The sequence below is a fragment of the Proteus sp. TJ1640 genome, from assembly GCF_003144445.1.
Classification (GTDB): domain Bacteria; phylum Pseudomonadota; class Gammaproteobacteria; order Enterobacterales; family Enterobacteriaceae; genus Proteus; species Proteus penneri.
The window spans coordinates 251,824-266,770 of sequence record NZ_PENY01000006.1 but is presented as its reverse complement, the minus strand read 5'-3'; the positions used below and the strand labels follow the sequence as shown (position 1 = coordinate 266,770).

General features: G+C 38.2%; 13 protein-coding genes and 1 pseudogene. 9 read left to right on the top strand and 5 right to left on the bottom strand.

Features of this window, described 5'->3' with window-relative positions; all coding sequences use genetic code 11:
- From DK861_RS02775 to DK861_RS02760, 4 genes are all read right to left on the bottom strand, one after another.
- Positions 1-4,567, bottom strand: a 4,567-nt coding sequence (locus tag DK861_RS02775; RefSeq protein WP_162556755.1) for a filamentous hemagglutinin N-terminal domain-containing protein, incomplete at its 3' end; no start/stop codon positions are given.
- Between the two features lie 77 nt (positions 4,568-4,644).
- The gene (locus DK861_RS02770; protein WP_239452126.1) at positions 4,645-6,279 is read right to left on the bottom strand and encodes a ShlB/FhaC/HecB family hemolysin secretion/activation protein; all 1,635 of its coding nucleotides are present in this window, start codon (positions 6,277-6,279) and stop codon (positions 4,645-4,647) included.
- 603 nt (positions 6,280-6,882) lie between these two features.
- The gene (locus DK861_RS02765) at positions 6,883-7,092 is read right to left on the bottom strand and encodes an AlpA family phage regulatory protein (RefSeq protein ID WP_036905955.1); all 210 of its coding nucleotides are present in this window, start codon (positions 7,090-7,092) and stop codon (positions 6,883-6,885) included.
- A gap of 103 nt (positions 7,093-7,195) precedes the next feature.
- Positions 7,196-8,203, bottom strand: coding sequence for an inovirus-type Gp2 protein (locus DK861_RS02760; RefSeq protein WP_109399196.1), 1,008 nt, complete (start codon positions 8,201-8,203; stop codon positions 7,196-7,198).
- Between the two features lie 377 nt (positions 8,204-8,580).
- On the opposite strand from DK861_RS02760, the gene DK861_RS02755 reads away from it, so the two are divergent.
- The 8 genes from DK861_RS02755 (at position 8,581) to DK861_RS02720 (ending at position 13,698) form a co-directional block, all read left to right on the top strand.
- On the top strand, positions 8,581-9,522 hold the full coding sequence (locus DK861_RS02755; RefSeq protein ID WP_109399195.1) for a hypothetical protein: 942 nt from the start codon (positions 8,581-8,583) through the stop codon (positions 9,520-9,522).
- A gap of 185 nt (positions 9,523-9,707) precedes the next feature.
- Entirely contained in the window at positions 9,708-10,439 is a 732-nt protein-coding gene (locus DK861_RS02750; protein WP_109399194.1) for a DUF3944 domain-containing protein, read from the top strand.
- Positions 10,440-10,477: 38 nt separating this feature from the next.
- The gene (locus tag DK861_RS02745) at positions 10,478-11,164 is read left to right on the top strand and encodes a WYL domain-containing protein (protein ID WP_036905952.1); all 687 of its coding nucleotides are present in this window, start codon (positions 10,478-10,480) and stop codon (positions 11,162-11,164) included.
- A 26-nt stretch (positions 11,165-11,190) separates the two neighbouring features.
- Positions 11,191-11,409, top strand: coding sequence for a hypothetical protein (locus tag DK861_RS02740; protein WP_109399193.1), 219 nt, complete (start codon positions 11,191-11,193; stop codon positions 11,407-11,409).
- A gap of 49 nt (positions 11,410-11,458) precedes the next feature.
- Positions 11,459-11,908 carry a hypothetical protein gene (locus tag DK861_RS02735; protein WP_036905947.1) on the top strand — a complete coding sequence of 150 codons (450 nt, stop codon included), beginning with the start codon at positions 11,459-11,461 and terminating at the stop codon, positions 11,906-11,908.
- Between the two features lie 85 nt (positions 11,909-11,993).
- The gene (locus DK861_RS02730) at positions 11,994-12,209 is read left to right on the top strand and encodes a hypothetical protein (protein WP_109399192.1); all 216 of its coding nucleotides are present in this window, start codon (positions 11,994-11,996) and stop codon (positions 12,207-12,209) included.
- 114 nt (positions 12,210-12,323) lie between these two features.
- A complete protein-coding gene (locus DK861_RS02725; RefSeq protein WP_109399191.1) occupies positions 12,324-12,746 on the top strand; it encodes an antirestriction protein in 423 nt (140 codons plus the stop codon).
- A gap of 124 nt (positions 12,747-12,870) precedes the next feature.
- Positions 12,871-13,698: a DUF932 domain-containing protein gene (locus DK861_RS02720; RefSeq protein ID WP_109399190.1), complete on the top strand. Its 828-nt coding sequence runs from the start codon at positions 12,871-12,873 to the stop codon at positions 13,696-13,698.
- 111 nt (positions 13,699-13,809) lie between these two features.
- Here DK861_RS02720 and DK861_RS02715 read toward each other — a convergent pair whose 3' ends face one another.
- Complete coding sequence (locus tag DK861_RS02715) at positions 13,810-14,112, bottom strand: hypothetical protein (RefSeq protein ID WP_162556754.1); 303 nt, start codon at positions 14,110-14,112, stop codon at positions 13,810-13,812.
- Between the two features lie 328 nt (positions 14,113-14,440).
- On the opposite strand from DK861_RS02715, the pseudogene DK861_RS18400 reads away from it, so the two are divergent.
- A pseudogene (locus DK861_RS18400) lies at positions 14,441-14,823 on the top strand (hypothetical protein); the annotation flags it as partial.
- Between the last annotated feature and the right edge of the window lie 124 nt (positions 14,824-14,947).

Genomic DNA, 14,947 nt, shown 5'->3' with positions numbered 1-14,947 from the left:
GATTAAATGCACGGCTGACTAATGTGCCTGAGTTGATCACGTCTTGGCTTTTTATCGTCAGTGAAGCGGGTAATAACCAGTCAGCTAAATTCGTAAATACGCCAGAAATAGAAAGGGAAACGGATTGATTGCTACTTAATATATCGCCATTACGTTGAGTATGATCCTGTTTTGCGGTAAGCGTTAAAGCTTTTTCGCTTTGTAACGTGCCACCTTGGTTATTGAAAGTCTGAGTATTAAGTGTGAGTTTATCACCACTTTGAATAACGCCACGCTGATTCAATAACATTAAGGTTGAGGCAATAGGGGCGTCTTTCGCATTTATCGCAATCGCCCCATTAGCTAAAATATGCCCTTTTTGGTTATTCAATAAAGAGAGAGAATTTAAGGATAACAATCCATTACTTTGTAGGCGCCCTTGGGTGTTATCAATATTTTTTGCTGAAATCGTATTTTGCGTCGTTCCCCAAATTAAACCGTTATCACGGTTATTAAGGTTAGTCGTGATGAGATTTAATGCCGCTTGGCTACTTAAAACACCGTGATTGTGATTATCTAATTGCGCTGTATTGATAGTCAGTGATTGTGTTGAAACCAGCTGACCTTGCTGATTTTGGAGCGTATCTGCTGTGAGGGTTAACCCTTGACCGCTGTGTATTTTACCGCCTTGGTTATTCACGCGCTCAAGGTGGTAATCGCTGTTTTGTTGGCTAATCAATAGGCCTTGGTCATTATCAAGCTGTGTGGCCTTGACGGTAAGTGTGCCTTGGCTACTGATATGGCCTTGATGATTTTGAATGCTTGAAGCTTGGATGGTTTGGTTGTGATTGCTTCTTATCTTACCTGACGTGTTATCCAATAAATCCGCTATACGTAAATTGATAACCTGTTGGCTGTCAATTAATCCTGATTTATTTTGCAATGATTGGGCGGTTAAGGTGAGATTATCCCCACTTTGGATCTTACCTTGTTGATTATTTAGTCCATTATCAACAAGTAGTTGCATCTGCTTTTGGCTATACAGTAAGCCTTGCAGTGAGTTGTCGATAGTGTTTGCCAGTAAACGAAGAGTAGTACCGGCTAGCCATTGCCCAGACTGGTTACTGATGATTTCAGTTCCATGTTTAGGCTGTTGACTGCTTACATCTACCGCTTTTTGTGCACTGATTTTACCTTGATTATTATTAATACGGTTGGCAATCCGTAACTCAATATTATCACTAGATTGGAAAAGCCCTTTTTCATTATTGAGACTATTTGCCGTTAGAGAGGTCTCTTTTTGGCTCTGTACCTGGCCTGACTGATTGTTAAATGTTGCCGTGTTAGCAGACCACTCGCCTAAACTGCCCATCCATCCGTTAATATTTAGAATATCAGAGGCCTGTAAATGTTGTGCAGATTGACTAAACAAGTGGCCTTGACGGTTATCTAATTGATTAGCCAATTGAATATCTAACGTATTAAGGGCATTGATTTTACCTTGTGCATTCGTCAGATTATTCGCCTTGATAACAGCGTTGTCATTGCTGGTCAGTTGCCCGTTTTGATTCTTTAAATCACCCGTCAATATTAACTGTAACGCATTTTGGCTAAAGATATTTCCTTGTTGTTGATTGGTTAATTGGCCGCCATTTAAGGTTAAACGGTCATTAGTTTGTATTATGCCGTGATGGTTATTCAATAAACTGGTTTCAGCCCCTTGCCATGTCAACGCCTGTTGGGCTGCTATTTTGCCTAAGGCATTAATGACATCGCCATCGGTATGTAATGTCAATGTCCCCGCTGATTGTAAATAGCCTTGGGTATTATCCAGTGTCTGTGCTTGCGCAATCACTTGGCTTCCCGCTTGTGCAACACCCTCTTGGTTATGCCACAGGCCTTGCGTTTTTACCGTTAATTGTTGACCTGCTTCCAGCAAGCCAAGGGTGTTATTGATAGATTTTTGAGCCGTTAACGCCATATTTTGCGTTGCAACCAGCTTCCCTTGTTGGTTTAGTGCACTGTTTGCATTGATAACCAGCGTGTTAGCGCTAATTTCACCGTGTTGATTATCCAGTTTTTCTTCACTATTGAGGGCTAGGTGTTGTCCCGAAAGAATTTTACCTTGATCATTTTTAAGGTTTTGGAGTTCAATTTTGGCGTTTTCACCACTTTGTAATACACCGTATTGATTATTTATATCCCCAGCTTGCAGAGATAAGCGTTTATTCGTCAGTAGGGTGCCTTGTGTATTATCAAGGATATGATTAGCCACGATATTAAGCGTATCTTGCCCAATAATTTTCCCTGCAATATTGCTAATGGAACGGGCCTGAATGTCCGTCGCTTTTGCGCTGACAGTGCCTTTTGATGATATTAGCGCTGTCGTTTTAACGGCCATCTGATTGGCAGAAAGCAGTTGGCCTTCTTGGTTATCGATATTGTTTGCCAAAAGGTTAAAGACATTTTCACTTTGAACGGTACCTTGCTGATTATTTAAATCACCTTGGGCGGATAAGGTTAAGGTTTTTCCCGCAGCGATAAGGCCTTGGTGATTATTCAGCGCGTTAGAGGTTAACAGTGTCAACGTGTCTTGGCCGACCAACTGCCCTTGGGTATTGTTAAATGAGCCCGCATTGATTTCAATTTGGCGACTATTGATATCACCGGATTGATTATTCAGCCCCTTATTTGTATTTAAAACAAGGTGTTCACCGGAAAGAAGTTGGCCGTTTTGATTATCAACCCCTAAGTTTGCAGTTAAGGTTAAACGTGTTGGGCTATTGATTTTTCCTGAATCATTATTCAGATTATTCGTTTCAATTCGCAGATCACCATTATTACCCAACTCACCCTTTTGATTATTGATAGATTGATGAAACTGCCAATGCTGTGGTGCGGTATTTAATGTGACTAATCGTCCATTAGCATTATTTAACGCTTGGCCATCAAGAGAGAGTTGATAGGCTTCAATACTGCCTTGGGTATTATCGAATAGACCGTTTAAGGCAAAGCGGCTTTCACTTTCACCGGTTTGTGTCCAGATGCCCTTTTGGTTAAAGAGACGTTCACCACTGATGTCCCAAGATTGGGCTTTTATTTTGGCTTGTTGAGATGAGATATCGCCTGTCGCAGCAATAGCCAGCGTTTGGGTATCTACATGGGTATTATTTAAACGGCTGTTGCCTTGTTTTGCTTTTATGGTTAAGTTGGATGTCGCGATTTGGCTTTGGCTTAAATCAACCTCATTTGCGGTGATATTAATGGCGTCTTTGCTCAGCAAATGTCCATTAGCATTAATCGATTGCTGGCTTTTGAGTGTTAAATTAGCATGTTGCGTTATTTGACTTTGAGTATCGCTACCTGCTAATAAATTTCCTTGGCTTGTTATTTCTTTTTTAGCCACTAATGTTACATCTTGTGTTGCGGCCAGTGTCCCCGATTGAACAATCGCGCCTTCTTGGCTTTCTACCTCTAATTTACCACCGCTATGTAGTTTACCTTGATGTATAAGGTCGTCTTTTGCTAATAAGGTAATATCCCCTTTAGCTTGAGTAACCGCGTCTTGTGCTTTTGCTGATTGCCAGACTAATTGCCCATTACTTTTCACCGTTAGGGTTTTATCTGCTTGTATGTGCCCACCTTGATTGCGCACACCAACACCGTCTTCGGTGCCCACCATACGAATTTGACCGCTGTACATCCCGCCCATCTGCCCCATATCAATGGCAAATTCGGGTTTAATGTCATTATCTTTTGAGTCAAGTGCCGTGGTTTTATTTTGCGTATCGACCTGATTGCGACCCGCCACCACCTCAATTTTGTCTTTTGCCCACACGCCGGCATTGATTTTTACCGCTTGGGCGAGTAGGTCAACGTATTGCGTATCATGGCGACTGTCCCCATTTAACCCACCACCTTCAACATGAATAACCCCACTTTCAACACGATATCCCGCTAAACTCCCATCGTTATTAAGTTGCGGTTTTCCTGTGGTGAGTGTCATTCGACCAGCATTAATCGTGCCACACCCATTACAGATAATACCTGATGGATTAGCGATAATGACTTGGGCTTTGCCCCCTGCAACTTCTAAAAAGCCTTTGAGTTGACTAGGATTGTTGCTGTTAATTTCATTTAAAATGACACGAGCTGGCGCTTTGTTAGGATCAAGATTGGCATTGCCTTGGATCATGCCTGCGGTTTGTGTTGAGGTCATTACCGCTGAGTTATTTAAAATCGCGCCCCGTTGGTCGACATCAAATTGTGTGTATTGGTTATGGGAAATACCTGCGTCATTAGGCGCTACAATATTGACTTGTGGTAACCCATTTTGCGTATTAATCACCTCTGGACGTTGATGTTGAGGCGCGTTGTTATCAGCAACAATACCTTCCGCTAACGCACTCTGACTGCCTAACGCTAACCAGAGCAATAATGCACTACGGCGAAGGGTGACCCATAGACGAGCACCTTGAGAGCCCCGTGTTTGCCCCGCCTCACTACTGTGACTTTTCGTTAATTCGGAGACAACGCGTAACTCCCCATGAGTACGACTAAAGATAAGACGATAACAATGCTTATTCATAAAAAGACCTTAAAAACTGACCACCTAAAAAACAAAAAGAGAGGTTAGTCCATGGGGAATAACCAGCCACATAACAACTAAATGTCAATATTAAGACTAAAACCCGCAGTAGCGCCGGCAGTATGGAAACTTTCAGGCTTATACAGAGGAGTACCGACAAACACATCGTAACTAACTCGAGACCATAACGCCCCCCGCAAACCTAACGCTGTCCCGGCTAATTGATGCCCCACTAAATAGCGTGCACCTTGTCCTTCAACACGTCCGTAATCGAGCCCTAAATAGAGTTCTTGTCCTTTAGAAAAGGCATTCCAAGCGATATCGTTACGCCAAAGAATGGCTTTTTCACCAGAAAGCATCTGCTCGCCATCAAAACCGCGCACGGTATAGCGTCCACCGATGGCCATTCTGTCTTGTGGTGTTAAGGCATGTTGACTCCATTGGCCACGTAGTGCCGTATTCCAGCGCCAAGGCTGTTCACCTAAAGCAAAAGGCTGATTAAAGCTGATATCACCTAATAAAAGTCCTGTTCTAGCGCTACCACTGTGAGTCTCTTCTTCTGGGGCGCGAATGGCACCAAAGGCACCCGTACCACGGCGCCAGTTGAGGTTGGCATCTAAGGTCGCATTACCGAAATAACTGCGCTGATTGAAGCCGATTTCCCACCCGGCGGTACGGCGGTGTTGTTGGTCAATATCAATCCCATTTACCGCATTAGTGGAATGCTTGCGATAGACCCGCATATTGAGAGTGGTTTTATGAAACTGATTACGAAATAGCAGTCGCGAGACCGTAAATTGGGTATTGTCGCTTTCACCGCTGTAGCGCAATATCTCATTCGCATTGGGAATGTTTTGATGATAGGTATAATGATTGTAGTTAGCGGCAAAGCCCCAATTTCCGACAGGAATAAAATAGTTAAAGGTATAAGAGCGATTACCTAACGGCCCATTATCAAAGTAATTTTTACCCACATTGGCATAAAACAGATCGTTTTGGGCAAAAGGGGCATCCAAAGAGAGCGTCGCGGTACCTAAATAACGCCCTGTGCTTTTTGAACCACTGTCATCTAACCCCAGGCTCAAACGAAAAGGTCGTTTTTCTTGCCAACTGACCACGAGATCACTGGTGGATTCTTCTTTACCGGGGACAATTTGAATATCTGCGGTCACATTGGGAACACGCTTAAAATTTTCCAGCCCTTGCTCGATATCACGCAGATTAAGAATATCTCCCCGCGAGGCAGGGATTGCATTCCACAAGCGTCCGCGCCAAGAGACTCCCTCATCAAAACGAATAGCATTAATATACCCCGGTTGCAGTGTTAGGGTTAAATGACCTTGCGTGAGATCTTGTTCTTGCACCATTACCCGAGTGGTGACATAGCCTTTAGATAAAATGGTATTTTCAACTTTATTCATCACCAGCAAAATCCCTTGTCCACCCAAGCAATGCCCTTTCGCGTCATCAATGACGTTTAATGCCCACTGAAAATCGTCTGAAGCATCACCTTCCAGCGAAACGGTGTTAATCACAAAACAGGGTTTTTCATTGCTTGGGTAGTTGGGTAAGTTCACATCAGGACGAGAAAGGCGAGCATCAACCTCGGGGGTATTTTGCGCTTGCAATGCCCGTTCACGTTCTTGCTGACGCTGTTGTTCATTGGCATCAATCGCGGCCGCTTTTTCTGATGGTGATTCAGGGGCTGCCATTAACGACGCAGAGAAAAAACAAAAAGAGAATAAAACCATCCGTGTAAAGTCGCACTTCATATTCATTATATTAGTAATTCCTATTATCCTTAAGTTATATATACCGTGTTTAAAATAAATTATTGATTGATTTATAAGCAGAAAAGACACCAAAAACATTACTAATGTTGGATTGATTAAATTTATTTCTTTATTTTAATGTGTGCTATTTAGCTAAATTGACATACAAAAATCAAGATAAATTTACATTAAATAAATATTTTATTTTTTATCAAAGCATTATATTCATTTCTAAGACCATTCTTTTTTTTGATGTATTGAGGGTAGGGGAAAGGAAACAGCCTAATAATTAGTATAGTTAATAATACGTATTATTTTTGATAAACTCATTGTATTAAACGTGTATAAATCGAACGCATCCATATTATAATAAATAACCCACCCGCTATAATTTAGGCAAGTGGATTACAGGTAATAGATAAATGTATTAATAATAGATACGACAGATACAGTTATTCCTCATGGATTAACATGATAAGCGTGATTGAAATGGAATAATTTAATTAATGGATAAGGAGAAGATAATAAAAAAATAAAAGGTGATTATTTTCTTGATTTAGCAATTTGTTCTTTTAACCAAGTTTCTACTTCGTGTTTGTACCAACGAGAACTTCGTCCTAGTTTAATGGGTTTAGGAAACTGACCGTCTTTAATGAGTTTATAAAACCATTTATCCGTTAATTTAGTAAACTGCGTAATAAACTTCATATCGACTAATTCATCGTCTAATAAAGAAATAGATTGGGTATTCATGATAATGCTCCTGTCTTTTATCGAAATGAAAAGGCAGAAGTCGTCTCTTAATTTAAGGAAGAGTATGACTTCTATATCATTACCCTTCCGTGTGAAAAATAAATTAATGGGCTTTAATCGCTCCTCTCCAAAATGTTCTTTTTAAACCAGGTATAGCTATTTTTATATTTTTATCAACTTTACATAAGTAATGAATAGTCTTGATTAATCCAGTTCGTAAGTGTTGTTCTTTTCTATTTATCATTCCTATCCCTAATTCTCTATATCGCTCTTTTTGGTAATTACAATTAAAATATAACCCATTCCCTTCTGTAATGATGTCAGCCCAATACTTACCAATCATTTTAGCAATGACAATATCCTTATAAACTTTCTGCCCATTAAAGAAGAATAGCGTATGGTAATGAAAACCTTTATTTCTGCCATATTCCAATTTAATCATATATCCTACACACTGTTTGAAAAGGGGGTGTTGATTAATCGCTTTATAAAGTTTTTTTCGATGCTCTGTTAATAAATTTTTAGTGATTAAATGTTTTTTATTTGTTTGATAAGATAAGTCAATACGAATAACCAGTAATTTAGAATGACGATCAAATAGATTATCAATATATTTCTTGCTGCGTGAAAATATTCTATTGGCATTTTGATAAAAGCACCGTTGAGATTTTAGGTATTCTTTTGAATTTACCTCTTTTATAAATTCATTATAAGCATGGTTGAGTAACGTGGATAAAGATTTTCTACTATCGACTAGTGATGATATTTCACTGTGACCTGTTATTTTATATTTATCTATAATACGTAATAACACTTCAATCGCAGGGTGTAATTTTTGGTATTTTAATTCTTTATTATAGTAAAGACTATAAGTCAACTTTAATGCATCTAAAAAAGAGGTGCCTTGTTTGGATGTTATAATTTGTGAGATACCACCTGCTTTTTTACATAGGAAGGCAGGTTTGTTTTCTAATTTTTTAGATAATAAATAATTTACATTTCTAATGAGTTCAGTAAGAAAACTACGATCATCAATATCTACTGTGATAATAGTATTTTTACCTTGTCTAATTGAGGATAGTAGCAATAGATTTTTATCATCATGAGTCATGATTATGTTCCTATATTGGTAATTGTCTTCCTAATATAGGCACTACTATTTTATTTTAACTATATCTATGGTGTTTGTTCTAGCAAGGTATTCGGTAGAGATTATATTAATAATAAACACTCCTTCATTATAGTAACAGTGATCCTGATGTGAAATGATAAAAAACCAAGTAGAGAGTAACCAATTTATAGAAATTTTAGTATGAAATTAGAGTGAAAGTTAGTCTTTAAATATGATTAAAGTTATGTAACATATTGATTTTATATTTTATTGTGTTTTTTATACAACTATTATCACAACTAATATATCAACTTGATAACGACATGATAATATACCAATTATAATACACAATTTTCTACCTAGTTCTGAGGTGTACTATGAGTAAAAAGAAAAGAAATAGTAAACATAAAAACAGAAGCGAGTTGAAAGTTTCTAATGAAATAGAGAGAAGATTTTATTCAGGAATGATTATTGATGAGTTTAATTATACGCATTGGAAAGATGCGCCAAGAGGGGAAAAAGAAATCAACGATGCGATATTAAAAGAAATACCTGATGAGGTAAAAAGGAAAGAGTTTATTAGACAAGCTAAAGTGAGATTTAATGAAACTAATATTACTTCAGATGCTTATGATTGGTTAAAGGAAGAGCGTTGTTATTGTTTTGTCTTTTATATTATCTCTGAGGTTTTAACAAAAAGACAAATAGAAAAAATAATTAGTCATCGTAAAAACAATAATTGGAGTGAATATGATGTTAATCATGATGGAAATGAGGTGTATTATAGAATAATAAGCTTTGAATTAACACCATCAACTAAAGATCAATATATAGAGTCAATTAAACTTTTCATATCAAAAGTTGCGAGAGAACGAGAAGGAAAAATTAAACTTATTAATGAACTAAAACAAAGATGGTTGTTAATTGAAAATAATGACTATTTAAGTTGGCTTGATGAGAAAGATAAAGAGCAAATAGAATGGGCAAGGAATTATCTAAAAAAATATGATAATAGCTTTATCATATTGGATGCTTATCGTTTTGCTTCTCCGCTTGTACAACTGAAATCTTTCTTTGACACATGGAATATTAGAGTACATGAAAGAAAAGAGTTGTTAGTTATAAAAATGAAAAAGGCTTGGGCACAGGAAAAGTATAGAGAGAAGATAAAAGATAAAAAAATCATCAATGCTTATATTCCAATTGATACTAAAGAGAAGTTAGATATGATGGCGAAAAGAGATAACAAAAAAATGAATGAGTTTTTAATCTATTTAATTGAAAAAGAGTATGTTGGAAGAGGACATAAAGGAAGGTGATTAAATCAAAAAAATCTTAGTTATATATTAATCACTCGAAGCCAAACAAAGGCTTTATCATTGAAACGACACATCCTGTCGTTTCAATCTTTTTTATTTTTTGAAAATAATTATTTTGCCTGTCATACCCTGTCAGTGCGGTGTTTTATAGTAACGTCATCTTAATTAAATGAGGACATAAAAAGATGGCGAACTATCGTATTGATGCAGACTTATCTTTTATTGGGCAATGCAGTAATGAAGATTTATCATTACTGTTATCGGTATTAACACACGATATTAAAGACGGTGAAAAACGTTGGTCTGAAACGTTAACCAACACCCCTGAATATCAACTCTTTTATCCTGACCATCAAAAGTATTGGCCTGCCATTTGTGCAGAATTGCAAACTTATGGTGCTAACAGTTTAGTGAGTTTATTTCGTGGTAATAAAGGTGTGTTGTATCGTGAAATATTAACGGATGTCTGTGATAAGTTGGAGGTGAATTACGCTAAAAAGAGTGAAACAGAAATCATTGAATTAAATCTTTTATTAAAAGTTTTTGAGAAAAGCTTAGACAAAATGACAGAGGAGGAATTAAAAAAATTAGCTCAAGAGTTACAATTAAATCTGACCAACCCTACCCCGCAATTGATATTAATTGCCATGCAAGCTGCCATTAAAACATCCGGTTTTGCAGCTTTAGAATTAGCGACGTTATCGGCCATCAGTGTCATTAACGCCTTAGGCGGTATCGCGACATTTGGGACTCTTTTTGCGGCTCAGCGAGCATTGGCATTTATCGCAGGACCGATTGGATTAGCGCTAAGCTCAGCTTGGTTATTATCTGATATTGCAGGCCCTGCCTATCGTGTCACGGTACCGGCGTGCATTATCGTGGCTTATTTACGCCAAAAACACCTTTCTTGCGACTAAGTTGGCTTTTCATTGGTTGCTTTAACGGAATAACGTCTATGTCATCATCTCAACATCGGCATGATCGTTTGGCACAACGGTTGGCCTTTATTATTACCCAGTTGTTTAAAGGAGAAATCTTATCCTTAAAAGGATTAGCACAAGAATTTAATGTGTCAGTACGCACTTTACAACGTGACTTTAATGAACGGCTTATTTATCTCGATTTGGACTATAAAGCAGGATGTTATTGGTTAGCAAAATCACAACGTTTTTTTAGAACCGATAAAGACATTCTGCAATTTGCGTCGATGACGAGCATGGTGCCGTTCTTTCCTTCACTGGATAGAAAGCTTATTTCGGTGTTATTGGACACTGAAGAAGCACCGCCTTATCTGATTTATCATGAGGCTCCTCAGCATTCGCCCTCGTTGTTTGGGGCGTTTGCAGTATTAACTCAAGCCATTATTGATAAACGCTGTATTCAGTTCTTGTATTGCGACACCACGATAAAAGGTATTGCACCGTACAAACTGATTTATTTTGACGGTCATTGGTATTTTTGCGGTGTGAAGGTGAAAAATAAAACCATACAGGTTTTTTATCTTAAAGAAATGAGTGATGTGTTTGTCACTCAACACACTTTTATTAAACAACAGGAGGTAGAGCAATTAATACAGCAACCGCAGTTTATTACGGCACTTCCTCATTTTCACTATATCAAAACACTCATGATGTCTTCTTAATTTCGGGGTGTCATAAGGAATAATTTATGTCTTCGTTAAATAGAAGTATTGCAAGTGTATTAGGAACATTTGCAACACTGTATCTCGCTTATCAAGCCCAAGCACGTTGTGAAGTAAATATGTCACAGAATGATACCCCAACCAGCGTACAACGTGCTGTACGGCTGATAATGTCCTTTATCACTGTGGTTATTATTGGGGGTTTATCTGACGCCATCATTAAAGCCACCTTCTCTTCTTTATAAGTGTTTTTGATTATCGGATTAATTATTTTATTAATTAAGGAGTTTTATTATGTTTAAGAAAATTGGTTTATTCATGATGAGTGCGGTGATTATTCCTTCCGCAAGTGCACTTTATTTACCCGGTGAAGTTCAACCAGACCGTTATACCTATTATTTAACCCCCGAATTTGCTCAACAATTAAAAGTCGAAAATGATAAACGGGAAGGGAAATGGCGATTGGGCTTACCGGCAGGACAATTAGTCTCAGAAACCAATTGGCAAAAAGCGGCAAACAAACCTGCACCCAAAGCAATTACTTGCATCAGTAGTATTTATTTTAATGAAGGAGCACAAGCTAATTGGTTAAAAATAGGGTGTGTGGACAACCAAGGCCTTGAATATAGTGCTTCACGTCAATGGCCATCAAAATCGATAGCCACTAAGGTCTGTAAAGTGGGTGAGCCTCAATGCGGATCATTTTTAGTATTAGAATCAGATACATGGTCAGGTCCTCAATGAGTTAATGTATATTAATCCATTTCGTCGCTCTATTTTATTAACTAACTCGCCACTCCTATTGAATGGCTTTTTTTGAGGTTTTTCTATGTCGTTATGTCGATGGGTAGCCCAAGCCAGTGGGGCATTGGTGGTATTAGCTTCTGCTTACTGTGCTCAAAAGGCAGTGGATGAAGCATTACAACAATGCCCTGAACTCAGTAATGATAACCGTCAAACCGCACGCTTAGGCGCAGCTTTCACTTGTGCTGTTATCGTAGGCAGTGTAGTGGATAAAAGTATACAAGCCCTTTTTAAACCCTAACTATCGAGATAGAGGGTAGATTTTACTCCCTCTTGATTTGCCTTCATTAACCTTTTAATCCCGCTTAACGAGGCTCATCACGCCTCGTTTTTTATGCCCTCAACAAGGAAATTTATGATGTCTTCATTTGAGCAAATTATTTCTAAAGAAGTCCCATTACGTCATCGTGATAATTTTTGGTTTAAGCATTTCGGTGCTATTCCACAATGGTTAAAAATAGAATCCGTTATTTTTCACACACTCGATCAATTATGCCCTGACTATCATGGCGGCTTTTGGTCATTTTGTACGTTATCAAATCAAGGCGCTTACCTTTACCCAGATTTATCAGAAGAGAAACTACTATTAATCAACTCACATAATGGACATGAAGCGCAGGTTTCTCCTCAAGCGATGGGGATTGTCGTGTGTTTATTGGTTTTTAGTGTGTGGTCATTTAAAACAGAAAGCGAGGTGATGTGCGAATGTTTTTATCAACTACGGGATTTTGCTTCACAGCACCCTGAAGCAGAGGCCATCTTCTACCTAATTGATTAATCTATTTTACGCATTTTACGCTTTCCTCGCTCCTATATTCACCCCGTTTTTCTTATCTCTGTCTGCATTATTTCACTGTATTTAACGTATTTATCTAACTAATAAATTATTTAAGGAATTGATGATGAGTCGATTAGCCTCACGCTTCGGGCGTGCCAATAGTATTCGTCGTGACCGCCCATTAACGATTGAAGAATTATTTTGTACCGTACCCAGTGTTTTCTCTGAAGAAAAACATGAGTCGAGAAGTGACCGTTATACCTATATCCCTACCATTACATTACTCGATAGCCTTCAAAAAGAAGGCTTTTATCCATTCTTTGCTTGCCAAACTCGTGTACGTGATGCCAGCCGTCGAGAGCATACCAAGCATATGTTACGCCTACGTCGTCATGACCAAATCACAGGAATCCAAGTGCCTGAAATTATCTTACTTAATAGTCATGATGGCTCAAGCAGTTATCAAATGTTGCCGGGCTTATTTAGAGCTGTGTGTCAAAATGGGCTAGTGTGCGGTGATACCTTCGGTGAAGTGCGTGTACCGCACAAAGGTGATGTTGTAGGAAAAGTAATTGAAGGAGCCTATGAGGTATTGGAAACCTTTGATTCGGTGGCAGAAAAGCGTGAACAGATGCAGTCACTATTGTTACCGCCACCAGCACAACAAGCCTTGGCACAAGCAGCTTTAACTTATCGTTTTGGTGAGGAACATCAACCGATTACCGAGGAACAGGTTTTACAGCCTCGCCGATGGGAAGATAAGAAAGATGACTTATGGACGATATATCAACGTTTGCAGGAGAATTTAATCAAGGGGGGATTGTCAGGCAGAAATGCGAAAGGCAAACGTGCTCGTACTCGTTCGGTGAATGGGATTGATGGTGATATTAAATTGAATAAGGCGCTGTGGGTGATGACAGAAAAGATGTATGAGTGCTTTGAAAGTCATTAGCTAACTAGTTAAAAAAGATGACATTTTACTTCTTAGCCCACGGATCTTTTATTGCGTCTTTACTTGGTTTATTTGTAGCAGTGTTATTTTCAGTTTTTTCGTTTTTTAACTCTAGAGGGGGGATTTTGTCTTATATTCAGGTTTAGTCGAAGGGGGAGGATTTGGTGCGCTATTTCGTAGTATTTTGAGTATGAAGTTGTCTAGGATATTTGCAAATATATATGAAAGGATAATTATAACTCCTTGAATATATATTGAAATATCAAAGTTTATGCTTTCAAAAACATTAGTATGTTGCTCAATACTACGGATTAATGAATAACCACTAATGCTTAAAATCCAAAATGAAATAGTTTTTAATGGAGTCGCCCAATTTTCAATTAGGTAACCGAAAAGGTTTTCTTTTTCTTTCATTATAGGAGCCTTGCTGTCCATTAATAATTGAGTCATAGTGTAGCAAATCATACCTTATTTGACATAAGGGTAATAGCCGAAAGTTTACTACTGGTGCTTTTAGTGAACAGAATAATCACAAGACTTGTTAGGTTATTTATAAGCTATTAGTTGTATCACTGATGTGGGTATGATTTTTGTCTTGGGGGTGCATTTGGGGGTTAGTTATTTATCCATATTAATAATTTCTTTTTAAATCATATTGTTTATATCCATATGCGACTCCTGTGATCTCCGCCACGCCTAGCTTATCAACGTCTATTAAAGTCTACTTTCTCCTTATGTGATCGAATACAATCCAGCACCTGATCTGGCAACAGCACTAACCCCACCGAAGAAACAACATTTCCCATTCTTAACTGCTGAAGAGTTACCTTATTTTCTGAAGGATCTAGCTGGTTATACAGGTAGTGTGATCACCAAAACAGCGACTAAAATTATTCTGCTAACGGTTGTTCGGACACAAGAGCTCCGCTTTGCTTGTTGGCAGGACATTGATTTCGCCACACGATGAGCACGATTTTGCATAAGAAGGGATATAACTCTGTATGAATTGAAACCTAGCTCGCGCATATTGATAAGAACGCGATCCGTGGTACGTATATCCATGCTCAGTATATGGATGAGTTGGAAAGGAGCTTGGATAAGGTGGTGAGTGTAAAATTTAAATAACAAAATAGCCTTCTTCACGTTTAAATATAAAGAAGGCTATTATGTGAATTATTTTTTATACGTTTTAGTGATACTTTGGTCTACACGTAGTGTATATAGCAAGAATACAGGATTATATAAGTGA